The organism is Lysobacter sp. DMC97, assembly GCF_056313745.1.
This window is the reverse complement of the sequence record NZ_JBQUZR010000003.1, coordinates 1-24,742: the sequence shown is the minus strand read 5'-3', so window position 1 is coordinate 24,742 and position 24,742 is coordinate 1. Positions and strand designations below refer to the sequence as shown.

Sequence of the window (24,742 nt, the reverse complement as noted above, 5' to 3'; positions counted from 1 at the left end):
TCATGCGCCTCCTGACTTGGGCGGCTCGCCGGACTCGCTGCGACTTGCCGCGAGTCCGACCTTCGAAGCGCCGGCGGGATCGGCACCGGCGGACGTCTTGATGCTGTCGCCGGCGAGCGTCTCGCCACGGGTCATCGAGGCTTGGCGGTTGAAGACATGCGGAAGGTTCTCACCGCCGGAAGGGCGGCCGTGGCCTTCCTGCGCGCCGCGGCCCTGCGACATGCCGCCGGGCGGCGCGGGCATCGCGCCGGGCGCGTAGTGCGGCGCATACCCCGTCGCCCCCGGGGCCCGCACACCGTGCCCGTGGGCGTGGCCGAATCCGCCGAATGCATTGACCTGGCTGAACTGCCCGAGCGTGCCCTGGAAGAACGAGGCCGCCATCGGCGGCACCGTCACCATCAGCATCGTCATGACCAGGCCCAGCCCGCCCTGCTGCAGCGCCATGCTGCTGACGCCCTCGGTGTTCGTGCCGACGAACGAGCCGATCCAGAACTGCATCGCGACCGCACCGACGATGTCGAGCGAGAGGCTGACCATCACGCTGAGCACCGCCAGCGAGAACATCGTGCCGATCCCGAACATCAGCCATTTTCCGAACAGGAACTTGGTCTGGTCGAACATCAGGCACATGATGAAGATCGGGCCGAAGCCGACCACCAGCGACATCGCGATGCGGTTGAGCAGCAGCAGCGTGCCGCCGATCAGCGCCGGGCCGCCGATGCCGACGCCATTGAACAACTGCGCGCGGGTCTTGGCCGACTCCAGACCTTCGTTGTCGCTGGCGTCCAGCAGGTCGATGCTCATCATCGCCAACTGCATGTAGCCGAGGTTCTTGTCGATCGCGGCATAGGGATCGTCGCCCATGTCCTTGCCCGCCACGACGCCATAGATGGCTTCCATGGTCGAATCGGCCATCACCTTGACGATGGGCGTGCCGCCGGCGGCAACGCCGGTCGCGACCGACAGGATCAGCGTGATGCGCAGGGCGCTCATCACCAGCGCCGTCATCGAATCCTGGCTGCGCCCGGTGACGATGCGGAAGCCCTTCATCAGTACCCAGATCGTCGTCAGCACCAGCGCCGACAGGCTGACGACGGACATCGTGCGGCCCAGCAGCCGGTCGGTGAACCGGTCGATCCGGTAGATGATGAATTCCTTGATCTCGTGGAAGAAGAACAGGTTGGTGACGTCGCCCAGCACGCCCGACACCAGGCCCTTGCCCATGCCGTGGCTGACGGACGTGAGTGCAGCGAGCAGGGCGGCGAGCGCTGCGTCGATCGTGTGGAGCATGTCCATGGGGCGTGGATCCGTGGGGAAGCGTGCGGGCAGGCGTCGTGGACGGTCAGTCGTCGTTCTTCCGCGCTTCGAGCGCCTCGTGCAGCAGCACGCCCTGGACCGCCCCCGTGATCAGGTCCGGCTGCTTGCCGCGCAGGGCCCGCGTCGCCAGCCGCTGCTGGTACTTGTTCAACTGCTCGATGTAGTTGTTGTAGGCGACGATCGTCGCCTGCCAGTTGTCGAGGTCCATCTTCGCCGACTGCTGGTAGCGCTCGATGTCGTAGCTCAGCGCCTGCAGCTTGCCGGGCTCCTTGCCGACGGACGCGCGGCGCGCGTCGAGCGCCTGGATATCCTGCTGCCGGCGGTTGAGCAGATTGAGGTAGCGGACGGTCTCGTTGTACCGGGTGTTCTCGGCGCGGACGATGCGCCGGCAGATGTCGACCTGCTGGTCGAGGATCTCCTGGTTGGGATCCGGGCGCATCAGCGCCAGCAGCTCGTCGACGGGGCCGGTGTTCTTCTTGCGGCAGGCGTCGTCCACGCCGTAATCGGGATCGACGGTGGGCAGGGTGCCGTTCTGCGAGGTCAGCTTGCTCGCGCTGAAGTTCATCTGCGAGAGATTGATCAGCTGCATGCGGTACTGCTCGGCGGTCGCCTGCCAGCGCTTCGCCTGCTCGGCGAATTCGGCGATCTGCTTGGCCACCGCGGTCGGATCGAACACGATGTCGCCGACGCCGAAGATCGCGGCCGCGTCGCCGCAGACGAAGAGGGTGCAGAGCAAGGCCGTCGCGGTCGCCTTCCTGGCGTGGCGGCGGAAGCCCGCCGTCGTGCGATTCCGATCCGTGGCATGCATGGTGGACTCCTGTCGGACGATTCCTGTCGGGGCGATGGTTCGATGTCGGTACGGCGATGCGCACCACAGCGTCGTCCGGGCCGCACGTTCGCGGTACCGGCAGACCCCATGCCCCCTGCATGGATCGCGACTCGGGCGGGATCACACCATCGCGGCTCGCCGCAAGTCAAGCACGCGCGCCGGCTCATTGAAGAAAACAATCGACACCGGGAAAAACCTGCGGCCCGTGGGCTTTTCGGCGGCAGAATTCGACCGTTCGTCGGTCGATCGCGATCAGCGCATCAGCAACCGTTCGCATTCGCAGGCGTCGACGGGACGCCACTGCGCGGGCGCGAGGTCGCCCAGCGCGAGACCGCCGATGGCACTGCGATGCAGCGCTTCGACGTGGTTGCCGACCGCGGCGAACATGCGCCGCACCTGGTGGTAGCGGCCTTCGTGCAGCACCAGCCGCGCGCGGCCGTCGTCGAGCACGGTGAGTTCCGCCGGCAGCAGCGGCTTCGTTTCGGATTCGAGCATCAGCGTGCCGCTGGCGAACAGCGCGGCCTCGTCGCCGCGCAGCGGGTGCGCCAGCGTCGCTTCGTAGACCTTCGGCAGCTCCGCCTTCGGCGAGATGATCCGGTGCAGCAGCGCGCCGTCGTCGGTGAGCAGCAGCAGGCCGCTGGTCTCGCGATCGAGCCGGCCCACCGTCGACAGCAGCGGATCGCGCAGGCGGAAGCGCGGCGGCAGCAGGTCGTACACCAGCCGGCCCTGGTCCTTGGTCGAACAGGTCACGCCCACGGGCTTGTGCAGCATCAGCAGCAGGCCCGGCGCGGGATCCAGCGGCTCGCCGTCGATGCGCACGTCCTCGTGCCGCGCGTGCACGTCGAGTTCGTCGTCGGCGTACAGCACGTCGCCGTTCGCATCGGTCACGCGGCCTTCGCGGAACAGCGCCGTGACCTGCTTGCGGGTGCCGTAGCCGAGATTGGCGATGCGGCGCAGGAGTTTCATCGGATCATCCTCAAGGTCGCGCCCTCAACGTCTTGTCTTCATCGTTTGATCGCCTCGATCACTTTGAAGCCCTGCGCCTGCGCCACCGTGCGCACGCTGGCGAAACGCGCGCCGAGCGCGTCCTCATACGGCAGATGGCGGTTCGCCACCAGCCACAATCGTCCGCCGGCCTGCAGCGCATCGGCCGCGGCGGCGATGAACGCGCGGCCGATGTCGGGACGATCGGCGCGGCCCTGCGCGTGGAACGGCGGATTGGTGACGATGACGTCGTAGCGCGCGGGCAGGCCGGCAGTGACGTCGTGCCAGTGGAACGCCACCGGCACGCGCGCGTAGGCGAGATTGCGGCGGGCGAGTTCGAGCGCACGCGCCTCGGCCTCGTACAGGTCCAGTGACACGATGCCGGGACAGCGCGCCAGCAGTTCGGCCGCGAGATAGCCGTAGCCGCAGCCGAGATCGGCGGCGCGTCCGGCGAGATCGGCCGGCAGGTGCGCCACGAGCAATGCCGACGCGGCATCGATGCGATCCCACGCGAACACGCCCGGGCGACTGACGAAGCGGCCGTCGGCGATCGCGCGCGGCGCATCGAGCGCGGACCACGCATCGAGCAAGGCGCGATCGATCGTCTCGACATCAATCTGCGACCACGCCACGCGGCAATGATGCTTGGACAGCATGCCGGACAGTCCGGCCAATCGCTTCAGATCGCCTTCCAGCGTTTTCGCGCCTTCGTCGTTGGTCGCGCAGACCACCACGATGCCGCCGGGTGCGCAGGCGCGCATCGCGCGGGCGAGCAAGGCGCGCGCCTCCTCGCGCTGGCGCGGCGGCAGCGCGAGCACCAGCGGGAAGGTCGTGATGTCATCGTCGCCGGGATCGCGCACCGTCCAGCCCGAACGTTCCAGCGCATCGGCCTGCGGCCGGAAACCCTGTTCGCAGACGAGACCGTCGCGCGCGACGGCGCGCAGCGGCCAGCCGTCGCGGGCGCGCAGGAACAGCGCGCCGCCGGTCGCCGGCCACGCGAGATCGCCCGCGGCGAACGGCAGCATCAGGACTTCGAGCGCGGGATCGCCATGGTCAGCGGCCATAGCGGCGAAACGGGATGGACATGCGCGGATTGTAAGTGCTCGGCACGGCCTCCGGCGCCGTGCGGGCACGTGCTCCGCGCGCTTGACGCTCCCCGTGGCCGCTCGCATGCTCCGGCGGGTGGACAGGACGCCCGCGCGCCCCCACCGGCGCATCCCTCCGCAAGCATGCCCCGCCGCGACGTCAGCGAATGGACGCGGCGATCGACGCGAGGCCACCCATCGCACAGGGACCAAGGAGCGCTCCATGTACGCACCGTTCGATCCGGCCGCGGCACAGGCCATTTCCGATCGCATCACGCCCGACTACCTGCAGGACATCCTCGACGGCTACGTGAACGCCGGCGTGATCCCGTCGGAGGAAGCCCGCGACATCGCCCGCCAGCTCGAACCATTGCTGGGCGTGATCCGCGGCCCGCTGCGGGACGAGCCGTTCTGGGAGGCGTTCCAGCAGCAGTTCGGCTTCGCGCGCGCCACGCCGAAGATCGTGCCGATGAACGCGGCCAACCTCTGCCCGGAGCCCGACGCGCTGATCAACGCGTCGAACCGGCTGCGCAACTGGTACAACATCAACGTGGCGCAGCAGGTGCGCACCGCGGGCGGTGCGCGCGTCGTGCAGATGGAGGCCCTGCGCGCCCGCATCGCGAGATCGCTCGGGCTGGGCGCGCCGCATGACCTCGCGCTGATCCGCAACAGTTCCGAAGGCAACAACGCGATCAGCGCCGGATATCGCGGATGGCGGCAGGACGACGCTGCGATGCCGCGCGACAAGGTGGTGGTGTGGCGCGAGAACCATCCCACCAACCTCGAATCGTGGCGCCTGCGCAGGGACTGGCATCGCGGCACACGCGCACCGGACGACGCGCCGCGGAAGGGCGATCCCTTCCAGTTGATCGTGGTCGATTTCCCGAGGCGCGCGGACCCGGAGGACATCGCGAAGGCCTTCACCGACCACATCGACGCGGACACGCGTTTCGTCGCCTACAGCGACGTCAGCAACGACAGCGGCATGCGCATCCCGGAACGGACGGTCGCGCTCATCTGGGAGAAGGCGCGACAGTTCGCGGAATGCCACGTGCACATCGACGGCACCATGAGCTGGGGCGCGCGCCGCGTCGACCTCGGCAACGCCCATTGCCACAGCTTCGTCTCCAGCGCGCACAAGTGGTTCCTCGGCCCGAAGGAGACGGCCATCTTCCACATGCGCAGCGACAAGGCCGCCAATTTCGCGCCGGGCATCTTCGCCTACGACTACCGGATCAGGATCGACCCCTGGGACCAGATGCCGAAGAATGCGCTTCGCTTCGAACTGCTGGGCCAGCGCGACGACGTCAACCTGTTCACGCTCGACCTGACCCAGGCCGTGTGGGATGCCATGGCCTTCCGCGATCCGCCTGGCCGCGTGCTGCAGCTCGCGGAACGGCTGCTGGAGGCACTGAAACCCCGATGGACGCCGGTCACGCCCGATCGGCCGGGCTATCACCTGGGCGTCGTGCGCGTGGAAGCGCCGCGGAAGACCACGCCCGGCACGCCATCGCTCTACGAGTGGATGTACGCGGACCAGCGGCGGCACCGTTTCGGAGGCTCGGGCGGATCGGAAGCGCCGGACAGGCAGACCTTCCGGCTCTGTCCGCACGTCTACAACACCATGGACGACATCGGGCATGCGGTCGCTTCGATGAACGCGTGGCGCGATCGCCACGGCGCCTGAGCGGGCGAACGGCGGCGGCGGGGTGTGAGGTTTCCCCCGCCGCCGCGAATCATGTGAGCATCCTCCGCTTCCGATGCCCGCCGTGATCGCCGCCGATGCCCCCATGGACGTGACCCGGACCCGCTTCGCCGACCTGCTCGACACGCATCGCGGCATCGTGTTCAAGGTCGCGAACACCTACTGCCGCCATCCCGACGATCGCCAGGACCTGGTGCAGGAGATCGCGGCGCAGCTGTGGCGCGCGTTCCCCGGCTACGACCCGGCGCGATCGTTCACCACCTGGATGTACCGGATCGCGCTGAACGTGGCGATCTCGCACGTCCGCAGCGACGCGCGCCGTGCGCCGCAGGAGTCGATCGACGACCACGACGGCCATCCGGCGCTTGCGGTGGAAGACAGCGAGCCCGAGGACGAACGCGTGCGCGCACTGTACGCGGTGATCGACCGTCAGCCGCCGCTGGACCGCGCCCTGTTGCTGCTGTGGCTGGACGAACGCAGCCAGCGCGAGATCGCCGACGTGCTCGGCATCACCGAGAGCAACGTCTCGACCAAGCTCAACCGACTGAAGCAGCGCATCCGCGAGCAGCTCGCGGACGACGCCGCCTGACCGCGCCGGTCATGACCCCGCCGGCCTCGCCCGGACACTTTCCAAGGCAGACACCCACGATGGATACCCTCATGGAACTCGACGAACTCAAGCAGGCGTGGAAGACCCTCGACGCCCGCCTCGCCCTGCAGAACCAGCTGCAGCTGGAAGCCCTGCGCGAACGCAAGGTCGGCCGCATCCGCGCGCGACTGCGCCCGCTGTTCTGGGGACAGATCGTGCAGATGCTGTTCGGCGTGTGGTTCATCGCGATCGGCGTCGACGTGTGGACGCACGGCCGCGACGTCCTGCACCTGCTGCTGGCCGGCCTGTCGATCCACGCGCTGGGCCTGGGCATGCTGATCGGCGGCGGCGTGATCTGCGGCGGTATCCAGCGCCTCGATCCCGCGGCGCCGGTCCTCGCGCTGCAGCGCAGGTTGGCGCAGCTGCGCCGGGCGCACCTGCTCGCCGGCATGTGGGTCGGCCTGCCGTGGTGGGTGATGTGGGTGCCGTTCGTGATGGTGCTGGCGAAGTCGGCGACCGGCGTCGATGTCTATGCCGTGGCCGTCGCGTCCTCCGGCGCGATGAACTGGCTGACCATCAGCCTCGGCGTGGGCGTACTGGGCTTGCTCGCGACCTGGGCCTTCCATCGCTGGACGCTGGACCCGCGCCGCGCCGCGCTGCGTCGCAAGCTGGACGACGGCGCCGCCGGCGGCAGCCTGCGCCGCGCGCAGGCCGAACTCGACGAGCTGGCACGCTTCGCGGAGGAGTGAGGCGCGCGGCGATGCTTTGGTAGAGCGGCCTTCAGGCCGCTGGTTTTCGCTTTTGCGCTGGAATTTCGAAAGAAAAAGCAGCGGCCTGGTGTTCAACCGCCGACTGGCGGGTCAGGCCGCTCTACCAGGCAAGGAAGAACGAGGTGCCGATCAGGCGTCGAGTTCGCGCAGCGTCACCGACGGCGCCACGTCCAGCACGCGGCGCGTGGCGAACAGGCCGGCAACCAGCGCCGCGAGCAGGCCGAGGCCGGCGCCGGTCGCGGCCATCGCCCAGTCGATCTTCCACGGCAGGTCGAACACGCGGGTCGCGACGACGCCGGCCAGCACGCTGGCCGCGACCGCGGCCACGAGCCCGGACAGCAGCCCGATCGCCGCGAACTCCGACGCCTGCGCCAGCCGCAATTGCCGGCGACTGCCGCCCAGCGCGCGCATCACCCCGCCTTCGCGCAGGCGCTCGTCCTGGCTGGCGCTCACCGCCGCCATCAGCACCAGCACGCCGGCGGCGAGCGAGAACCAGAACACCACCTGCACCACCGTCGCCACCTGGTCGCCGATGCTGCGCACCTGCGCCAGGATCGCGTCGACGTCGATCACGGTGAGGTTCGGGAAGCGTTCGACCAGGCCGGCGGTGAAGTGCGGCACGGTCGCCGGCACCTTCACCGCGGTGATGTAGCTGGCGGCGTAGCCGTCCAGCGCGCCGGGCGAGGCGACGACGAAGAAGTTCGGGCGGAAGCTTTCCCACTCGACCTTGCGCAGGCTGGTGAGCGTGGCCTCGAAGCGCTGCCCGGCGATGTCGAAGGCGACCTTGTCGCCGAGCTTCCAGCCCAGCGATTCGGCGAACCGCTCCTCGACCGAGATCTCCGGCTTCGCGAGTTTGCGCGGCGGCCACAGCTTGCCGGCGACGATGGCGTTGTCCTTGCCGAGGCCGTCGGCCATCGACAGGTTGAACTCGCGTTCGGCCATGCGCTTCGCCTGCTCGCCGCGCGCGGCGAAATCGGCGCCGGTCACCGCGCGGCCGTTGTAGCCGACGAAGCGCGCACGGATCATCGGGTACAGCGTCGGCGGCGCCATGCCCTGCCCCGCCACGTACGCGCGCAGGTCGGCGATCTGGTCCGGCTGCACGTTGATGACGAAGCGGTTGGGCGCGTCCGCCGACAGCGACACGCGCCAGCGATCGAGCAGGTCGGTGCGCACGAAGGTCAGCAGCAGCAGCGCCATCAGCCCGAGGCCCAGCGCCGACACCTGCGCGATGCTGGCGCCGGCGCGGCGGCTGACGTTCGCCAGCCCGTAGCGCAGGCTGCCGCGCAGGCGCGAGCGCAGGCGGCGCACCAGCAGGATCAGCGCGAACGCGATGCCCGCCAGCGCGCCCAGCGTCAGCGCGATGCCGGCGAGCATGGTCAGGCCCAGCACGGCCGAGCCTGCCTGCCACCACAGCAGCGCGGCGAGACCGGCGAACCCGGCCAGCGCGACTGCCCACGCCGCGGGTTCGGCGGCGTCGAGGTCGCGGCGCAGCACGCGCAGCGCCGGCACGCGACGCAGCGCCAGCACCGGCGGCGCGCCGAACGCGAGCAGCACCACCAGGCCGACGCCCAGGCCCTGCAGCGCCGGCGCGAACCCGGCCGGCGGGATCGCGACCTTCAGCGCATCGGCCAGCCACGCGCCGACGGCCCACTGCAGCGCGAACGCGATCGCGACGCCGACGAGGCTGGCGATGACGCCGAGGATCGCGAGTTCGCCGACGTGGATCGCCACCAGCGTGCGCTGGCTGGCGCCGAGGCAGCGCATCACCGCCGCGCCGGAGAGATGCCGTTCGCTGTGCCGACGCGCGGCCATCGCCACCGCGACCGCGGCCAGCACCACCGACACCAGCGCGGCGAGGCCGAGGAAGCGGCCGGCGCGATCCAGCGCGGAGCGGATTTCCGGCCGTGCATCGGCGATGGTCTCGAGCCGTTGCCCGCGCCCGAGCGCAGCGCGCGCGGCGCGGGTGAAGCCTTCGACCGCGGCGGCGTCGCCGGCGACCACCAGCCGGTAGTCGATGCGGCTGCCCGGCTGCACCAGCCCAGTCGCGGCAAGATCGTCCATCGCCACGAACACCTTCGGCGCGACGTTGAAGTAGTCGATGCCGCCGTCGGGTTCCTGCAGCACCAGCGCGGCCAGCGTGAATTCCGTCTTGCCCAGCGCGACGACGTCGCCGAGGTTCGCGCCCAGCGCATCGGCACCGGCGCGGCTCAGCCACAGCGCACCCGGCCCGGGGCCGTGTTCGACGGTGCGCTCACCCGCGGCGTCACGGATGCGAAAACTGCCGCGCAGCGGGAAGCCGGCGCCGAGCGCGCGTAGTTCGCCGAGCTTCAGTTTCGCGGCGTCGCCACGGCCGAGGCGGATCATCGTCGGCAGTTCGGCAAGGTCGGTGCGCTTGAGCCCCGGCGCGGCCGACGCGGCGCGGATCTTCCCGGCGATCGGCGCGTCGCCGCGCACCACCGCGTCGCCGCCGAGCAGGCGGTTGGCCTCGATCGCCAGCGCGCGTTCGGCGCGATCGGTGACGAAACCGACCGACGTCACCGCGGTGACCGCCAGCACCAGCGCGGCGATCAGGATGCGGATGTCGCCGGCGGCGAGGTCGCGGCGCAGCTGGCGCCACGCGAGCGCCAGCGTCCTCATGCCGACACCAGGCGGCCGCCGTCGAGGCGCAGCGCGCGATCGCAGCGTTCGGCCAGCCGTGCATCGTGGGTGACGAGCACCAGCGTGGTGCCGGCCTCGGCGTTCAGCCCGAACAGCAGGTCGACGATGGCCGCGCCGGTGCGCGTGTCGAGGTTGCCGGTGGGCTCGTCCGCGAACAGCAGCGCCGGCCGGGTCACGAACGCCCGCGCCAGCGCCACGCGCTGCTGCTCGCCGCCGGACAGCTGCCGCGGATAGTGGCCGAGGCGTTCGCCCAGGCCCACGCGTTCGAGGATCGCCCGCGCCGGCGTCTCCGGGTCGGCGTCGCCGCGCAGCTCCAGCGGCAGCATCACGTTCTCCAGCGCGGTCAACGACGGCAGCAGCTGGAAGCTCTGGAACACGAAGCCGACCTTCTCGCCGCGCACCTTCGCGCGGCCGTCCTCGTCCAGCGACGACAGCGGCGCGCCGTCCAGCAGCACCCGGCCCGAGGTCGGCGTGTCCAGTCCCGCCATCAGCGCCAGCAGCGTGCTCTTGCCCGAACCCGACGCACCGACGACCGCGATGCGCTCGCCCGCGGCGATGCGGAAGTCGACGCCGTCGAGGATGGTCAGCTCGCTGCCCGGCAGCTTGACCCGCTTGCCGAGGCCCTCGACGGCGAGCGCGGGCGGCGCGGAAGCGGCTGCCGCTGCGGCAGGAGCGGGGGCGATCGTGATCGAAGGCATGCGGGGGCGCCGTGGGGGACGAACGGGGGTCATGGGGCCATACGGCGGCTGAAGCAAGGCGGATGCGGCCACGGCGGTCCCAACGGATGGCAGGGTGACGCGACGACAGCCCCACAACGAGCAAGCCCGGGTCAGGCCCGGGCTTGCCGTGATCGAACGAATGCGATCGGTCAGGAAATGCAGGGACCGCCCGCGATCGGGCAGGCGCGCAGGAACACCCACGTGGGGGTCCGGCACTGGTAGTAGTAGCGATAGGCACCGGAGACGACGTAGACGACCGTGCCGTTGAGGCTGGGGGTGCAGGCGATGTTGGGGCCGGCCGCGCTGGCGGTGCCGGCGATCGACATGGCCGCGGCGAACAGCGCGACCGCAACGCCCTTGGTGATTCCCTTCGTGATTCCTTGCTTCATGACGTGTCCTCACTCGTTGCGAATGATCTCGCCGGGCAGGGACTGGCTTCCGGTGCGTCGCGGGGGCTGGCCCCCGGGCACCGGAGGCAGGCGGGACAGCCGGCGAGGTCCATCCCGCCGGCCGAGTATCCGCCCCCCGCCACGGGCCGGCATAGGCCCGGGCGACGAACGGCCCGCGTCGCGGCGGGCCGCCGCCGGCGCCGCGTCACTCCACGCGCACGTCGTCGATCTCGAACGCGAACGCGCCTTCGGCCTGGCTGGCGGTGAAGGCGAGGCCGCGGACGCGGGCGAGGTCGGCGCCGGCGAAACCGGCCAGCGGCAGGCGCACCTCGACCCAGTCCCGGCCAGCGACGAACGGCTGGATCGCCGGCATGCCCGACAGCTGCGCGCCGGAGAACAGCATCGCCGCGTAGGTGCGGCCGTCGCCGCGCACGCGGAACACCAGCGTCTTGCGGCTGCTGAAGTCGGCCGGTGTCATCGGCTGCGGGCCGGGGAAGAACATCGCGCCGGCCCACGGCATCGCGAAACCTTGCTTCAGTTCGCCGCGCAGCGACAGCACGCCGTGGTCGCGCGCCAGCGTCACCTCGGAATGGCCGCCGGCCATCTGGTCGGTGGTCGCGGTCCAGCCGGCGCCGAACTTCGCCGGCGTGGTGCCGCCGGTCGCGGTCGCGCTGCCCTCGAAATCGTCGATGCGGCCGTCGGCGGGGATTGCCGCGCCGGCCGGCGCCGTCACCGCCTTCGGTTCGACGCGGGCGACGGCGTAGCCGTTCTTCCACACCGTGACGATGCGGCGCGTCGCGAGGATGTCGGTGGCGGGATCGCCGTCGACCAGCACGAGGTCGGCGCGCAGGCCGGGCGCGATGCGGCCGCGGTCGTCGAGATGGAAGCGCCGCGCGGGCACCGACGTGGCCGCGGCCAGCGCCTGCACCGGCGTCAGGCCCGCGCGCACCAGCAGATCGAGTTCGCCGTGCAGGCTGGCGCCGTGCGTGGTGCCGGGATTGCCGGCGTCGGTGCCGGCGAGGATGTCGACGCCCGCAGCGTGCAGCGCGCGCACGTCGGCGATGGCGTCGGCCAGCACCTTCGGATGCGGCGTACCGCTGCCGAAGCCCGCACGCAGCGCGTCGCGCTGGGCGTCGGCGAGCCACGGCTTCAGCGCCGCGTCGTCGGCGAGGCGCGCGCCTTCGCCGGCGCGGGCGATCGTGCCGAGCACCGACAGCGTCGGCACCACGAACGCGCGATGGCGTTTCGCCGCGTCGACGAACGCGGCGTCGACCGGTTCGCCGACGATGTGCACCAGGCCGTCGGCGCCGGCGTCGATCGCGGTGCGGGCGTCGCGCAGGCGCGAGACGTGCACCACCGCGAGCTTGCCGCGGGCGTGCGCGGCGGCGATCGCGTCGCGCGTCTGCGTCGCATCGAGCGTGGGCAGGCGATGCGTATCGCTGTAGGCGCTGAAGTCCTCAAGGATGATCTTCACGTAGTCGGACCCTTCCGCGACGCGCGCGGCGACGAAGGCGTCGGCGCGCTCGCCGGGCGCCAGCGTCGGCACCTTGATGCCGTATTCGGTGCCGTGGCCGCCGGGCGCGGTGACCGCGGCGCCGGCGCTCCACAGGTCGGCCTCGTCGGTGCGCGCCAGCGATGCGCGCTGCGTCTTCAGCTCGGGCAGGCGGTTCCAGTCGCCCATCATGTCGAGCTCGCTGGTCACGCCGAAGCGCAGCGCGTCGCGGCGGGCATCGCCCCAGCTGTGGGTGTGGCTGTCGATCAGGCCGGGCAGCAGCGTCTTGCCGCGGCCGTCGAGCACCGCGACGCCGGCCGGCGCGGCGAGCTGCGCGCCGACCGCGGCGATGCGGCCGTCCAGCACCAGCACGTCGGCGGCGGGCCGCAGGCGCGTGCCGTCGAACACGCGGGCGTCGCGGATCAGGACGTCGTTCGCCGGGTCGGCATCGCGCGCGGCAGGCGCAGCGGCGTGGCCGTGGCCGGAGAGCACCGCGGTCGCGATGGCGACGGCGATGGCGAAAGAGGCGGCGCTGCGCGCCGGGCGGCGCGATGTCGTGGTCGGAAGCGTGGTCGGAGTGCGCATGACGGGTTCCTCGGGGTGGAAGGCAGGGACAAGGGCACAGGACGACCCGGGGCCGCGGATGTGACCGCGACCGGCAAGGGTCGAACGCTGCGGAAAGGAAAGGCCGGGGCCGGCGATCAGCCGGCGGGCGGTCCGGTGCGGGTGGGTGTCGGGTTCACAGCCAGCCCTTCTGGCGGGCGAGGCGGTAGGCCTCGATGCGGTTGCCGACGCCGAGCTTGCCGATGGCCTCGGACAGGTAGTTGCGCACGGTGCCGTGAGAGAGATTGAGCTGCGCGGCGATCTCGTTCGCCGACAGCCCTTCGCCGGCGAGGCGCAGCACGCGGCGTTCGCGATCGGTCAGCGGGTCTTGCTCGGACCACGCTTCCAGCGCGAGCTGCGGATCGATCGCGCGGCCGCCGCGATGCACCTTGCGCAGCGCTTCGGCCAGTTCCTCGGCCGGCGCGTCCTTCAGCAGGTAGCCGCAGACGCCGGCGTCCAGCGCGCGGCGCAGGAAGCCGGCGCGAGCGAACGTGGTCACGATCACCACCTTCGTCGGCAACTCGTGGCGCTGCACGCGCTGCGCGAGTTCCAGCCCGGTCAGGCCGGGCATCTCGATGTCGGTGACCAGCACGTCGGGCTTCAGCCGCTGCAGCTCGCGCCACGCGGCCTCGCCGTCGGCGGCGGCGCCCAGCACTTCGATGTCGGTCTCCAGCGACAGCAGCGCGGTGAGCGCGCCGCGCACCATCGCCTGGTCCTCGGCCAGCAGGATGCGGATCATGCGGCCACCTCCGCGCCGGTCGCGGGTGTGTCGGGCGCGGGCGATGCCGCGAACGCGTGCAGCGGCACCCGCGCCTCGATCCGGGTGCCGCCGCCGCGCGGCGATTCGACGACCAGGCGACCGCCAACCGCTTCCAGCCGCTCGCGCATGCCGGTCAGGCCGTTGCCCGGCGCGTCGGCGCCGCCGCGGCCGTCGTCGGACACGCGCAGCACCGCCGCGTCGCTTTCGATCGCCAGCACGGCGCGGGCGCTGCGGGCGCGGGCGTGGCGCTGGATGTTGGTCACCGCTTCGCGCAGCGTGAGCGCCAGCGGCGCCTCGGCCGCGGGCGGCAGCGCGCCGCCGTCGAGGCATTCGGCGGCGATGTGGCCGTCGAACGCCACGCCGTCGCTTTCCAGCAGCAGCTTGGCCGACGCCAGCTCGGCGGCGATGCCCGCCGCGCGGATGCCGGTGACCGCGGCGCGCACCTGCGCCAGCGCCTCGCGCGCGACCCGGCTGACCTCGTCGATCTCGCGCCGCGCGGCCTCGCGCGCCTGCGGCGCATCGCCGCGCTGCAGCAGCTTGCCGGCGAGCTCGCTCTTCAGCGCCACCAGCGACAGCGTGTGGCCGAGCAGATCGTGCAGGTCGCGGCCGATGCGTTCGCGCTCGGCCAGCGCGGCGAGCCGACGGACTTCGTCGTGGCTCAGGCGCAACGCGGCGTCGGCCTGCATGCGGCGGGCGAAGCTGAGGTTCATCAGCCCCACCGCCAGGCCGACCACGCTGCTGCTGATCAGGAACACCACCGGAATGCCCAGCCACAGCCATTCCACGGCGTACAGCGCATGCAGCGCGACCATCGTGATCACCGCGCGCCGGCCCGGCAGCGTGAAGCCGAGGAAGGCGCAGGCGTAGATCAGGAACCCCTGCGCGCCGGGATTCCACGGCGTCAGCGCGAACGCCAGTCCGCCCATGCCCAGCGCCAGCGCGTACAGATGGCCGCGATCGCGGAAGTACGCGCGCCAGTACAGGACCAGGAACACCGCGTAGGCGGCCAGCGTCGGCGGCAGCCAGGTCAGCGACGACAGCCCGGCGTACTTCGGCGTGAGGAAGATCCAGATCGACCACACCAGCATCAGCAGCGGCAGCCACTGCGGCCGGGCGCGGCCGCCCGGGCTGCGTTCGTGCAGCAGCGCGGTCTCGCCGGGGCGGAACAGGTGGGCGATCAGGCGGGCGATCACGGCGGGCACTCCGGTCGGAGAGGAGGTCATGGCACGGCTCGGTATCGTCGCCCGCGGCTCACGCGCGCGCCAGCCGGCGCCGCGCGATGGCGAAGCAGGCGACGGAGAACGCGACCAGCACGGCGAGGTGCACCGCGGGCGACAAGCCGCCGTCGGCCAGACCGACCACCCGCAGCGCGAGCTGGGCATGGTGATACGCCGGCAGCAGCGGCGCGAGCTGCGCGATCCACGCCGGCAGCAGCTTCAGCGGCAGCCACAGCCCGGACAGGAACGCCATCGGCAGGTACAGGATGTTCACCAGCGCCGGCGCGCCCTGCCCGCCGACCAGCGACCCGACCAGCAGCCCCAGCGCGGCGAACGGCAGCACGCCGACCACGTCGACCAGCCACAGCAGCGCCCACTGCCAGGCCGCCAGCGACACCCCGCCGGCGGTCGCCGCCAGCAGCGACAGCAGCAGCGCCACCATCGCCGCGAACAGCACCGCCATCGCGGCCTTGGCGAACAGGTAGGCGCCCGGCGGCATGGGCAGCGCGCGCTTGTAGACCAGCAGGCCCTTGTCGCGCTCGATCGCCACGGTCACGCCGAACGCGAACAGGCCCACGCCCATCACGCCGAAGCTGCCGTAGGTCGCCAGCAGGTAGCGCGCGGCGTCGCCCTTGCCGTGGTTCAGCAGCACGCCGAACAGCAGGTAGAACATCGACGGGAACAGCAGCGTCGGGATCGCGTACGACGGCGTGCGCAGCAGGCGCAGGAATTCGCAGCGGGCTTCGAGCAGGTAGCTGCGCCAGACGCCGTGCGAGGCGGCGGCTTCGGCGGCGGCGGGGATGCGATCGGTGACGGCGGTGTTCATGCGGCCTCCTGCAGGGCGGCGCGCGCGGCGTCGTCGCGGGTGATTTCGAGGAACGCGTCGGCCAGGCCGGCGCGGCGGACTTCCAGATCGCTCAGCGCGGCGTCCTCGGCCAGCAGCCGGCGGACGATGGCCACGGCCTCGGCGTCGTCGGCCACGATCTCGATGCGCGCCGGATCGCCGCCCGCGCCGCGCACGGCGCTGCGCACGCCGGGCCAGGTCGCGACCTGCGCCACGTCCAGCGCGGAGAAGCCGCCGATCCGCCGCTGCGACACCAGCGCGCGCACCTCGGCGAGGCGCCCGGCGGCGGCGACGCGGCCGCGGTCGAGCACGACGACGCGGTCGGCCAGCGCCTCGGCTTCCTCCAGGTAATGCGTGGTCAGCAGCACGCCGGTGCCGTCGGCGACGAGGGCGCGGATCGCCGCCCACAGCGCCTGCCGGGCCTCGATGTCGAGGCCGGTGGTCGGTTCGTCGAGGAACAGCGCCTGCGGCCGGCCGCAGAGCGCCAGCGCGAACTGCACCCGGCGCTGCTGGCCGCCGGAGAGCCGGCCGTAGCGGCGATCGAGCAGGCCATCGAGCCCGGCGAGGGCCACGCACTCGGCCACGCTGCGCGGCGCCGGGTAGTAGCTGCGGGTCAGCGCCAGCAGTTCGTCGACGCGGGCGTTCTCGGGCAGGCCGGCGGACTGGAGCATCACGCCGGTGCGGCGCCGGGCCGCCAGCGCGCCGGCCGGCTGGCCGAACAGCGTGGCCGTGCCGGCGTCGGGCGTGCCCAGGCCCAGCATCAGCCCGACCGCGGTCGACTTGCCGGCGCCGTTGGCGCCGAGCAGCGCCAGCACTTCACCGGGACGGAGATCGAGGTCGACGCCATCGAGGGCGACCACGGCGCCGTAGTGGCGGCGGACGCCGCGCAGGGACGCGAGGGGGGACGGATCGGTCATGCCGGGACTCCACGGGAGGATGGGGCCATCCTCCGCGCCGGCGCCGGCATCGTGCAGTCTGCAGCGTCAGCCACCGACCATGACATCCGTCAGCTGACGACCGGCGGCCGGCCGGGTACTCTGTGATCGCTCGCGCAGTCCACGCGGCCGCCTCCACCCCCGAACCCGCCCCTCCCGACCCGCCTCACGGTTGGCCGATCCCCGGCTTCGGGTCACACTTCGCGGCCATCGCACGTCCCGGAAGACCATGAACACGAATGCCGATCTGCTGAAGGAACTCCGCATCGACCGCAGCGCCGCCTCGCCACCGCCCTCGCGCCGGGGCCTGTGGATCGGCCTGGCCGCCGTGGCGGCGGTGGCCGTCCTGTCCGTCGCGGGCTGGGCCCTGTTCGGCGGGAAGGGCGGCGTGGAAGTCCGCACCGCGACCGCCACGCCCCTGTCCAGCGGCGGCGGCAGCGCCGCCTCGGTGCTGGACGCGACCGGCTACATCGTGGCCCGGCGCACCGCCACGGTCTCGGCCAAGATCACCGGCAAGGTCCGCCAGGTGCTGATCGAGGAAGGCATGCGCGTCGAGGCCGGCCAGGTGATGGCCACGCTCGACCCGATCGACGCCGACTCCGAACGCAGCCTCGCCCAGTCGCAGCTCGAGGCCGCGCGCAGCCAGGTCGGCAGCGTGCAGGCGCAGTTGAAGGAAGCCGAGACCAACGCCGGCCGTCTCGGCCAGCTGGTCGGCCGCAAGCTGGTCTCGCGCCAGCAGTACGACCAGGCCGTGGCCCAGCGCGATTCGCTGCGTGCCCAGCTGCTCACCGCCCAGCGCAACGCCCAGGTGGCGTCCGATTCGCTGCGCATCGCCGACAACGGCGTGGACAACACCGTGGTGCGCGCGCCATTCGCCGGCGTGATCATCGCCAAGGCCGCGCAGCCGGGCGAGATCGTCTCGCCGCTGTCCGCCGGCGGCGGCTTCACCCGCACCGGCATCGGCACCATCGTCGACATGGACTCGCTGGAGATCGAGGTCGACGTCAACGAGGCCTACATCGGCAAGGTCCAGCCGCAGATGGCGGTCGAAGCCACGCTCAACGCCTACCCCGACTGGAAGATCCCGGCCGAGGTCATCGCCATCATCCCCACCGCCGACCGCAGCAAGGCCACGGTCAAGGTGCGCATCGCGCTGAAGCAGAAGGACCCGCGCATCGTGCCCGACATGGGCGTGCGCGTGAGCTTCCTGGAGAAGCCGCAGGACGCCGCCGCCGCAAACGCCGCCCCCAAGGCGGTCGGCGTGCTGGTGCCGGCCGATGCCGTGGTGCAGCGCGCCATCGACGGCAAGGACACCGACGCGGTGTTCGTCGTCGAGCAGGGCAAGGCCGTGCTGACGCCGGTGAAGCCCGGCGAGACCCGCGGCAGCGAGCGCGTGATCGAGACCGGCCTGGCGCCGGGCGACAGCGTGGTCCAGGCGCCGCCGGCCGACCTGCAGGACGGCGCCGAAGTCCGCGAGAAGACCGCGCAGTGACCGCCGGCGGCCACCGCGGCCGCCCGCGTCCGTGAGTGACACCCCTCCGACGATCTCCCCCGATTCCACCGAAGCGCCAGCACGAGAGAACGCCATGTCCGCACTGATCACCATCCGCGACGTCACCAAGACCTACACCCGCGGCAAGCAGCAGGTGGAAGTCCTCCACGGCATCAACCTCGAGATCCCGAAGGGCGATTTCGTGGCGTTGATGGGGCCGTCCGGCTCGGGCAAGACCACACTGCTGAACCTCATCGGCGGCCTCGACCAGCCCACGAAGGGCGAGATCAGCATCGACGGCAAGCGCATCGACAGCCTCGGCGCCGGCGAACTGACCCGCTGGCGCGCGTCCAACGTCGGCTTCGTGTTCCAGTTCTACAACCTGATGCCGGTACTCACCGCGCAGGCCAACGTCGAGCTGCCGCTGCTGCTGACCGGCCTCAACGCCGCCCAGCGCAAGCGCAACGCCGAGATCGCGCTGCAGGTCGTCGGCCTGGCCGAGCGCGGCAAGCACAAGCCGCGCGAGCTGTCGGGTGGCCAGGAGCAGCGTGTGGCGATCGCCCGCGCCATCGTCTCCGACCCCTCGCTGCTGGTCTGCGACGAACCCACCGGCGACCTCGACCGCAAGACCGCGGACGAGATCCTGACCCTGCTGCAGACGCTCAACCGCGAACACGGCAAGACGATCGTCATGGTCACCCACGACCCGCTCGCCGCCAGCTACGCCAAGCACACGCTGCACCTGGACAAGGGCCTGCTGATCGAACAGACCGAGCACGCGGCCTGATCGCCGGGAGACGGATATGACCAAGACCGGATTCGTCGTCGCCAACCTGTTCCGCAAGAAACTGCGGACGTGGCTGACGCTGCTGTCGATCGTCACGGCCTTCCTGCTGTTCGGGCTGCTGCAGTCGATCAACGTGCTCTTCAGCTCCGGTGCCGACTTCCTCGGCGCCACCCGCGTCATCACCCAGGCCCGCGTCTCGTTCACCCAGCCGCTGCCGCTGCGCATGCGCGCCGAGATCGAGCGCGTGCCGGGCGTCGCCGCGGTCACCCAGTCGCAGTGGTTCGGCGGCGTGTGGCAGGGCAAGGACCAGTTGATCGCGCTGGCGGTCGATCCGCTGCGCTTCCACCAGGTCTACCCGGAATGGGACATGCCCGAGGCGCAGTGGAAGCAGTTCGCCGACACCCGCACCGCGATGGTCGCCGGCCGCATGCTGGCCAACCAGTACGGCTGGAAGGTCGGGCAGAAGATCCCGATCAGCTCCAACATCTTCCCGATGAAGAACGGCAGCAAGGACTGGACGTTCGACCTCGTGGGCATCGTCGACGGCAAGGACGACGAGTGGAAGCGCCGGGCCAACCAGGTCTGGATCAACCACGCCTACTTCGACGAGGAGAACCAGTTCGGCCAGGGTTCGGCGGGCATCTACCTGGTCCTGCTGAAGAATCCGGACGACGCGCAGAAGGTGTCGCGCATCATCGACGCGAAGTTCGAGAACTCGTCCGACGAGACCAAGACCCAGACCGAGAAGGACTGGAACCTCGGCTTCGCCAAGCAGATCGGCGACATCGGCCTGATCGTGCGCTGGATCCTGTTCGCGGTGTTCTTCACCCTGCTGCTCGTGGTCGGCAACACCATGGCGCAGAGCGTGCGCGAGCGCATCCCGGAGATGGCGGTGCTGAAGACGCTGGGCTTCTCCGACGCCAGCGTGCTCGGCTTCGTCATGGCCGAGACGGTGGCCCTGTGCGCCATCGGCGGCGCGCTCGGCCTGGCGCTGGCCACCGCGGTCGGCATCGGGGTGCAGAAGACCATCGGCGCGCAGCTGCCGCTGAACGTGGACTGGCGCGTGTGGAGCGCGGGCCTGGCCGCCATCATCCTGCTGAGCCTGGTGGTCGGTCTGCCGCCGGCGCTGCGCGCGAAGCGGCTCAAGATCGTCGACGCCCTCGCCGGCCGCTGACCGCACACTCGGAGAAGCATGATGTTCTCGCAGATCTTCGCCATCACCGGCGTCAACCTGAAAAGCATCCCCGAACGCTGGGGCCCGTCGCTGGTCATCGTCATCGGCCTGGCCGGCGTGGTCGCGGTGTTCACCGCGCTGCTCGCCATGGGCGAGGGCTTCAGCTCCACGCTCGCGGCCACCGGCCGCGACGACGTGGCGCTGGTGATGCGCGGCGGCTCGCAGGCTGAACTCAACTCCGGCCTGTCGCGCGACGAGGCCAACCTGATCAAGCTCGCCCCCGGCGTCCGCAAGGGCAGCGACGGCCGGCCGCTGGCGTCGGGCGAGATCCTGGTGATCGCCGAACTGTTCAAGAAGGGCGAGACCCAGAACGGCTCGAACATCACCGTGCGCGGCGTGGAGCCGGCGGCGTTCCCGCTGCGCCCGAACCTGCGCATCGTCGAAGGCCGCATGTTCAAGCCCGGCCTGCGCGAGATGCTGGTCGGCCGCGGCGTGACCCGCCAGTTCGACGGCGTCGAAGTGGGCAAGACGATCCGCATGCGCGGCTCGCAGTGGACGGTGGTCGGCGTGTTCGAATCCGGCGACGCCCACGAGAGCGAGCTGTGGGTGGACGCCGAGGTCGCGCAGTCCAGCTTCGGCCGCAACGGCTACAGCTCGATCCTCGCCGGGCTGGAAAGCCCGAAGTCGATCAAGACGCTGGAATCGGCGCTCAAGGCCGATCCGCGCCTCAACGTCGACGTGACCACGCAGCAGGCGTACTTCAGCGCCCAGACCGAGCAGTTCCGCAAGACCATCGGCACGCTGGCGGTGGTGGTGACCGCGATCATGGCCCTCGGCGCCATCTTCGCCGCGCTCAACACGATGTACGCGGCGGTCGCCACCCGCTCGAAGGAAATCGCCACCCTGCGCGCGCTGGGCTTCGGCGGGCTGCCGGTGCTGGTGTCGGTGATGCTGGAAGCGGTGGTGCTGTCGCTGCTGGGCGGCCTGATCGGCGCGATCATCGCCTACGTGCTGTTCAACAACGTGTCGGTGTCGACGCTCGGCGCCAACTTCACCCAGGTGGTGTTCGCGTTCAAGGTCACCCCGGCGCTGGTCGGCATGGGCCTGGTGATCGCGGTGTCGGTCGGCTTCATCGGCGGGCTGCTGCCGTCGATCCGCGCCGCGCGGATGCCGGTGACCACGGCGCTGCGCGCCGCCTGACGCACCTGCTCCTCGCGTCCTGCGCACGAACGCCCGGCTCCGGCCGGGCGTTCGCTTTCCGGGCAGGCCGGCGCCCTCAGGCTGCCCGCGCCGCGCGTGCGCGGCGCAGGCTGTCGGCCATGAACACCGCCAGCGCCGACCAGATCAGCGCGAAGCCGATCGCGCGGTCGACGTCGAAGGGTTCGCGGAACAGCAGCACGCCGATCAGGAACTGCATCGTCGGGGCCAGGTACTGCATCAGCCCGATCGTCGACAGCGGCACGCGCCGCACCGCGAACGCGAAGCCGATCAGCGGCAGCGCGGTCAGCGCGCCGCCGACCAGCAGCAGCGCGTCGATCGCCGCGCCCCAGTCGCCGAAGAAGCCGCCCTGCCCCGTGGCTTCGGCGAAGGCGACATAGCCCAGCGCCGGCAGCAGCAGCACCGCGTTCTCCACGCCGAGGCCGACGATGGGATCGACCGCCGCAAGCTTGCGGATCAGTCCGTAGATACCGAACGACAGCGCCAGCGTCAGCGCGATCCACGGGAAGCTGCCGTAGTTGAACGTCAGCCACAGCACGCCGGCACCGGCGATCGCCACCGACACCCACTGCACCGGCCGCAGGCGCTCGCGCAGAAACAGCGTGCCGATCACCACGTTGAGCAGCGGATTGATGAAGTAGCCCAGGCTGGTCTCGACCACGTGGCCGGCGTTCACCGCCCAGATGTAGAGGCCCCAGTTCACGCCGATGCACAGCCCGCTGAGCGCGAGCAGCCGCGCCAGCCGCGGCTGCGCCAGCACCTTCGCGAACCAGCCGCGGCCCTGCGTCCAGCCCAGCCACGCCGCGACCAGCAGCGCGCTCCAGACCACGCGATGGGCCACGATCTGCAGCGACGGCACCGCCTTCAGCAGATGCCAGTACAGCGGCATCAGGCCCCAGACCACGAACGCCGCGAGCGCCACCCACAGCCCGCGCCGCGCCTCGGCCGGCGACACCTCGGCCATCATTCCCGTGGCCCCGCGGGCAGCGCCGGCGCGCGCGTCTTCGCACGGGTGATGACCACCACGCCGGCGAGGATCACCGCCATCGCGCCGAGGTCGTGCAGGGTGAAGCGCTCGCCGCCCAGCCACGCGCCCAGCAGCACCGCGATCGGCGGGTTGACGTAGGCGTAGCTCGACGCGAGCGCCGGCCGCACGTGGTGCAGCAGCCAGATGTAGGCGCCGAAGCCGCCGATGGAGCCGGCCAGCGCGAGGTACACGAGCGCCGACGTGCCCTGCAGCGTCGGTGCCGCCGGCAGGCGTTCGCCGAATGCGAGGCCCAGCACGATCAGCATCACGCCGCCGCACAGCATCTGGCCCGCCGCGGCCATGAACGGCGACGGCAGGTCGCGGCCGCGCGACCACACCGAACCGAACGCCCACGCGATCGGCGCGATCAGCAGCAGCGCCAGCCCGCGCGGCGTCGACGCCAGCGCGCTGCCGGCATTGAGCCACAGCACGCCGAGGAAGCCGATGCCAATGCCCAGCCATTCGGCGCGGCGCGGCCGCTGCCCGAACAGCAGGCCGAACAGGCCCATCCACAGCGGCATCGACGCGATCGCGATCGCGGCCAGGCCCGAAGAGACCTCCTTCTCGGCCAGCACCACCATGCCGTTGCCCAGCAGCATCAGCAGCAGGCCCATCGCGGCGAGCGTGCCCCACTGCGCGCGCGTCGGCGCGGCCACGCCGCGCAGCCGCAGCACCGCGAACAGCAGGCCGCCGGCGACCAGCATGCGTCCGCCGGACACGGCCAGCAGCGCCGGCCAGCCACCTTCGAGCGCGAAGCGGATGCCGAGATAGGTCGAGCCCCAGATGACGTACACCGCCGCCAGCGCGAGGCCGATGGCGAAGGCGGAAGCAGGGCGCGGGGCGGCCGCGGAGGGAGCAGCCATCGCAATCCTCGAGGGCGAAAGACGAGCGGGGAGAGAGGGAAGACGCGCATCGCCGCGCAGCGCGGGCGAAGCGTCATTCTACGCGCGGCACCTGCGCGCCGGCCGCCGCGATTGCCGTGCCCGGTGGAACGCCGTCGTTCCGTGCACGCCGCAATGCACGCGCCGCGGCGGCGTCATGCCGCGCGTTCGCGATCCAGCAAGCGGCGTTTCAGATCGAGGCCCCAGCGATAGCCGCCGGGCGAACCATCGCCGCGGATCACGCGATGGCAGGGCACCACGATCGCCACGCGGTTGCGCGCGCATGCGCCGGCGACCGCGCGCGACGCCGACGGCGCATCCAGCGCAGCCGCCACTTCGGCGTAGCTGCGCGTCTCGCCCGGCGGGATCTTCATCAGCGCATCCCACACGCGCTTCTGGAACGCGGTGCCGACGAGATCCACCGGCACGTCCGCACGGCGCCCCGCCAATGCCTCGGCGACCGCACGCACGCGCGGCGCGAGGAATTCGTCGCGCCCGGCATCGACCTGCTGCAACCGCGCGCCCGGGAATTCGTCGCGCAATCGCCGCTCCAGCGCATCGCCATCGAGGCCCAGCTCGATCATGCAGACGCCGCGCACCGTCGCCGCCACCAGCGCGGGCCCGAGCACGGTGTCGACCACGCTCCAGCGGATGTCCTCGCCGGCACCGCCGGCGCGATAGGTCGCGGGCGTCATGCCCAGCTTCGCCGCGCCGGTCTCGTACACCCGCGACGGCGACCCGTAGCCGGCGTCGTACAGCGCGCCGCTAACGTCGCGTCCGGCCTTCAGCGCCGACTTCAGCGCACCGAGCTTGCGCTGGGCGAGGTATTCAGCGGGGCTCAGGCCGAAGCGCGCGCGGAACCGGCGCTGGAGGTGCGACGCGCTCAGGCCGACGGCCTCCGCCAGCGCCTGCAGCGTGGGTTCGCCGGCGTCGAGCAGTGCGCGGGCCTGGTCGAGCGGGTCGGGGCGGGCAGTCTTCGTCATGCCCGCAAGGCTACGACCGGCGCCGCGGGGGCGCTATCCGATTCTTGTGCTGGTCACGAAGGGAGTTCGCGCACCGGACGCGAGGAATGGCGGTTTCCAGCCCGCGACATGGATCATTCCATTGCGAACAGCAGAGCTTCCGCGCTGGCGCGCGGGTGACTTTCTTTGGCGCAAAGAGGGTGTTGCCAAAATCCTATAATTCGACACCCCCCCCCAATTGGGCGTCGAGATGGAAGCTCGAATACGCAAAGGCCCGCGGCCGAAGATGCAGCCATCGGAACGGC

22 protein-coding genes are annotated in these 24,742 nt (G+C 71.3%); 7 read left to right on the top strand and 15 right to left on the bottom strand.

Features of this window, described 5'->3' with window-relative positions; all coding sequences use genetic code 11:
• The 4 genes from ACT53Q_RS06240 to ACT53Q_RS06225 all read right to left on the bottom strand — a co-directional run bounded on the left by ACT53Q_RS06240 (nt 1) and on the right by ACT53Q_RS06225 (nt 4,194).
• Entirely contained in the window at nt 1–1,296 is a 1,296-nt protein-coding gene (locus ACT53Q_RS06240; RefSeq protein ID WP_476185806.1) for a TrbL/VirB6 family protein, read from the bottom strand.
• A gap of 46 nt (nt 1,297–1,342) precedes the next feature.
• Complete coding sequence (locus tag ACT53Q_RS06235; RefSeq protein ID WP_476185805.1) at nt 1,343–2,125, bottom strand: hypothetical protein; 783 nt, start codon at nt 2,123–2,125, stop codon at nt 1,343–1,345.
• Nucleotides 2,126–2,398: 273 nt separating this feature from the next.
• Nucleotides 2,399–3,112 carry a pseudouridine synthase gene (locus ACT53Q_RS06230; protein ID WP_476185804.1) on the bottom strand — a complete coding sequence of 238 codons (714 nt, stop codon included), beginning with the start codon at nt 3,110–3,112 and terminating at the stop codon, nt 2,399–2,401.
• Nucleotides 3,113–3,150: 38 nt separating this feature from the next.
• Nucleotides 3,151–4,194, bottom strand: coding sequence for a class I SAM-dependent methyltransferase (locus ACT53Q_RS06225; protein WP_476185803.1), 1,044 nt, complete (start codon nt 4,192–4,194; stop codon nt 3,151–3,153).
• 244 nt (nt 4,195–4,438) lie between these two features.
• Here ACT53Q_RS06225 and ACT53Q_RS06220 point away from each other — a divergent pair, with 244 nt between their 5' ends.
• From ACT53Q_RS06220 to ACT53Q_RS06210, 3 genes are all read left to right on the top strand, one after another.
• Nucleotides 4,439–5,902, top strand: coding sequence for an aminotransferase class V-fold PLP-dependent enzyme (locus ACT53Q_RS06220; RefSeq protein WP_476185802.1), 1,464 nt, complete (start codon nt 4,439–4,441; stop codon nt 5,900–5,902).
• A gap of 103 nt (nt 5,903–6,005) precedes the next feature.
• Entirely contained in the window at nt 6,006–6,509 is a 504-nt protein-coding gene (locus ACT53Q_RS06215; RefSeq protein WP_476185801.1) for an RNA polymerase sigma factor, read from the top strand.
• A 59-nt stretch (nt 6,510–6,568) separates the two neighbouring features.
• Nucleotides 6,569–7,258 (top strand): hypothetical protein, encoded by a 690-nt coding sequence (locus ACT53Q_RS06210; protein WP_476185800.1) that lies wholly within the window; start codon nt 6,569–6,571, stop codon nt 7,256–7,258.
• 150 nt (nt 7,259–7,408) lie between these two features.
• Here the strand turns inward: ACT53Q_RS06210 and ACT53Q_RS06205 are convergent, their stop codons facing one another.
• From ACT53Q_RS06205 to ACT53Q_RS06170, 8 genes are all read right to left on the bottom strand, one after another.
• Nucleotides 7,409–9,916: an ABC transporter permease gene (locus ACT53Q_RS06205; RefSeq protein WP_476185799.1), complete on the bottom strand. Its 2,508-nt coding sequence runs from the start codon at nt 9,914–9,916 to the stop codon at nt 7,409–7,411.
• Nucleotides 9,913–10,635, bottom strand: a complete 723-nt coding sequence (locus tag ACT53Q_RS06200; protein WP_476185798.1) for an ABC transporter ATP-binding protein — start codon at nt 10,633–10,635, stop codon at nt 9,913–9,915. The genes ACT53Q_RS06205 and ACT53Q_RS06200 overlap by 4 nt, the downstream gene beginning before the upstream one ends.
• A 170-nt stretch (nt 10,636–10,805) precedes the next feature.
• The gene (locus ACT53Q_RS06195) at nt 10,806–11,045 is read right to left on the bottom strand and encodes a hypothetical protein (protein ID WP_476185797.1); all 240 of its coding nucleotides are present in this window, start codon (nt 11,043–11,045) and stop codon (nt 10,806–10,808) included.
• 205 nt (nt 11,046–11,250) lie between these two features.
• Nucleotides 11,251–13,122, bottom strand: a complete 1,872-nt coding sequence (locus ACT53Q_RS06190) for a CIA30 family protein (RefSeq protein ID WP_476185796.1) — start codon at nt 13,120–13,122, stop codon at nt 11,251–11,253.
• Between the two features lie 154 nt (nt 13,123–13,276).
• Nucleotides 13,277–13,879: a response regulator transcription factor gene (locus ACT53Q_RS06185; protein WP_476172683.1), complete on the bottom strand. Its 603-nt coding sequence runs from the start codon at nt 13,877–13,879 to the stop codon at nt 13,277–13,279.
• Nucleotides 13,876–15,123, bottom strand: a complete 1,248-nt coding sequence (locus ACT53Q_RS06180; RefSeq protein WP_476185795.1) for a sensor histidine kinase — start codon at nt 15,121–15,123, stop codon at nt 13,876–13,878. Before ACT53Q_RS06180 ends, ACT53Q_RS06185 begins: the two co-directional genes overlap by 4 nt.
• Nucleotides 15,124–15,151: 28 nt before the next feature.
• Nucleotides 15,152–15,943: an ABC transporter permease gene (locus ACT53Q_RS06175; RefSeq protein WP_476185794.1), complete on the bottom strand. Its 792-nt coding sequence runs from the start codon at nt 15,941–15,943 to the stop codon at nt 15,152–15,154.
• Nucleotides 15,940–16,878, bottom strand: coding sequence for an ABC transporter ATP-binding protein (locus ACT53Q_RS06170; protein WP_476185793.1), 939 nt, complete (start codon nt 16,876–16,878; stop codon nt 15,940–15,942). The genes ACT53Q_RS06175 and ACT53Q_RS06170 overlap by 4 nt, the downstream gene beginning before the upstream one ends.
• A gap of 247 nt (nt 16,879–17,125) precedes the next feature.
• Here ACT53Q_RS06170 and ACT53Q_RS06165 point away from each other — a divergent pair, with 247 nt between their 5' ends.
• From ACT53Q_RS06165 to ACT53Q_RS06150, 4 genes are all read left to right on the top strand, one after another.
• On the top strand, nt 17,126–18,388 hold the full coding sequence (locus tag ACT53Q_RS06165; RefSeq protein WP_476185792.1) for an efflux RND transporter periplasmic adaptor subunit: 1,263 nt from the start codon (nt 17,126–17,128) through the stop codon (nt 18,386–18,388).
• Between the two features lie 94 nt (nt 18,389–18,482).
• Nucleotides 18,483–19,175: an ABC transporter ATP-binding protein gene (locus ACT53Q_RS06160; protein ID WP_476185791.1), complete on the top strand. Its 693-nt coding sequence runs from the start codon at nt 18,483–18,485 to the stop codon at nt 19,173–19,175.
• A gap of 16 nt (nt 19,176–19,191) precedes the next feature.
• A complete protein-coding gene (locus ACT53Q_RS06155) occupies nt 19,192–20,349 on the top strand; it encodes an ABC transporter permease (RefSeq protein WP_476185790.1) in 1,158 nt (385 codons plus the stop codon).
• A 21-nt stretch (nt 20,350–20,370) separates the two neighbouring features.
• Nucleotides 20,371–21,549: an ABC transporter permease gene (locus ACT53Q_RS06150; protein ID WP_476185789.1), complete on the top strand. Its 1,179-nt coding sequence runs from the start codon at nt 20,371–20,373 to the stop codon at nt 21,547–21,549.
• Nucleotides 21,550–21,625: 76 nt separating this feature from the next.
• On the opposite strand, the gene rarD is transcribed toward ACT53Q_RS06150, so the two are convergent.
• The 3 genes from rarD to ACT53Q_RS06135 form a co-directional block, all read right to left on the bottom strand.
• Nucleotides 21,626–22,531, bottom strand: coding sequence for an EamA family transporter RarD (rarD, locus tag ACT53Q_RS06145; RefSeq protein ID WP_476185788.1), 906 nt, complete (start codon nt 22,529–22,531; stop codon nt 21,626–21,628).
• Nucleotides 22,531–23,457, bottom strand: a complete 927-nt coding sequence (gene yedA, locus ACT53Q_RS06140) for a drug/metabolite exporter YedA (protein WP_476185787.1) — start codon at nt 23,455–23,457, stop codon at nt 22,531–22,533. The genes rarD and yedA overlap by 1 nt, the downstream gene beginning before the upstream one ends.
• A gap of 173 nt (nt 23,458–23,630) precedes the next feature.
• A complete protein-coding gene (locus ACT53Q_RS06135; RefSeq protein WP_476185786.1) occupies nt 23,631–24,458 on the bottom strand; it encodes a bifunctional transcriptional activator/DNA repair enzyme AdaA in 828 nt (275 codons plus the stop codon).
• Nucleotides 24,459–24,742 lie beyond the last annotated feature (284 nt).

Coding starts and splice junctions, on each gene's coding strand:
- ACT53Q_RS06240 (WP_476185806.1), bottom strand. CDS start 1,296: ATGGACATGCTCCACACGATCGACGCAGCGCTCGCCGCCCTGCTCGCT.
- ACT53Q_RS06235 (WP_476185805.1), bottom strand. CDS start 2,125: ATGCATGCCACGGATCGGAATCGCACGACGGCGGGCTTCCGCCGCCAC.
- ACT53Q_RS06230 (WP_476185804.1), bottom strand. CDS start 3,112: ATGAAACTCCTGCGCCGCATCGCCAATCTCGGCTACGGCACCCGCAAG.
- ACT53Q_RS06225 (WP_476185803.1), bottom strand. CDS start 4,194: ATGGCCGCTGACCATGGCGATCCCGCGCTCGAAGTCCTGATGCTGCCG.
- ACT53Q_RS06220 (WP_476185802.1), top strand. CDS start 4,439: ATGTACGCACCGTTCGATCCGGCCGCGGCACAGGCCATTTCCGATCGC.
- ACT53Q_RS06215 (WP_476185801.1), top strand. CDS start 6,006: ATGGACGTGACCCGGACCCGCTTCGCCGACCTGCTCGACACGCATCGC.
- ACT53Q_RS06210 (WP_476185800.1), top strand. CDS start 6,569: ATGGATACCCTCATGGAACTCGACGAACTCAAGCAGGCGTGGAAGACC.
- ACT53Q_RS06205 (WP_476185799.1), bottom strand. CDS start 9,916: ATGAGGACGCTGGCGCTCGCGTGGCGCCAGCTGCGCCGCGACCTCGCC.
- ACT53Q_RS06200 (WP_476185798.1), bottom strand. CDS start 10,635: ATGCCTTCGATCACGATCGCCCCCGCTCCTGCCGCAGCGGCAGCCGCT.
- ACT53Q_RS06195 (WP_476185797.1), bottom strand. CDS start 11,045: ATGAAGCAAGGAATCACGAAGGGAATCACCAAGGGCGTTGCGGTCGCG.
- ACT53Q_RS06190 (WP_476185796.1), bottom strand. CDS start 13,122: ATGCGCACTCCGACCACGCTTCCGACCACGACATCGCGCCGCCCGGCG.
- ACT53Q_RS06185 (WP_476172683.1), bottom strand. CDS start 13,879: ATGATCCGCATCCTGCTGGCCGAGGACCAGGCGATGGTGCGCGGCGCG.
- ACT53Q_RS06180 (WP_476185795.1), bottom strand. CDS start 15,123: ATGACCTCCTCTCCGACCGGAGTGCCCGCCGTGATCGCCCGCCTGATC.
- ACT53Q_RS06175 (WP_476185794.1), bottom strand. CDS start 15,943: ATGAACACCGCCGTCACCGATCGCATCCCCGCCGCCGCCGAAGCCGCC.
- ACT53Q_RS06170 (WP_476185793.1), bottom strand. CDS start 16,878: ATGACCGATCCGTCCCCCCTCGCGTCCCTGCGCGGCGTCCGCCGCCAC.
- ACT53Q_RS06165 (WP_476185792.1), top strand. CDS start 17,126: ATGAACACGAATGCCGATCTGCTGAAGGAACTCCGCATCGACCGCAGC.
- ACT53Q_RS06160 (WP_476185791.1), top strand. CDS start 18,483: ATGTCCGCACTGATCACCATCCGCGACGTCACCAAGACCTACACCCGC.
- ACT53Q_RS06155 (WP_476185790.1), top strand. CDS start 19,192: ATGACCAAGACCGGATTCGTCGTCGCCAACCTGTTCCGCAAGAAACTG.
- ACT53Q_RS06150 (WP_476185789.1), top strand. CDS start 20,371: ATGTTCTCGCAGATCTTCGCCATCACCGGCGTCAACCTGAAAAGCATC.
- rarD (WP_476185788.1), bottom strand. CDS start 22,531: ATGGCCGAGGTGTCGCCGGCCGAGGCGCGGCGCGGGCTGTGGGTGGCG.
- yedA (WP_476185787.1), bottom strand. CDS start 23,457: ATGGCTGCTCCCTCCGCGGCCGCCCCGCGCCCTGCTTCCGCCTTCGCC.
- ACT53Q_RS06135 (WP_476185786.1), bottom strand. CDS start 24,458: ATGACGAAGACTGCCCGCCCCGACCCGCTCGACCAGGCCCGCGCACTG.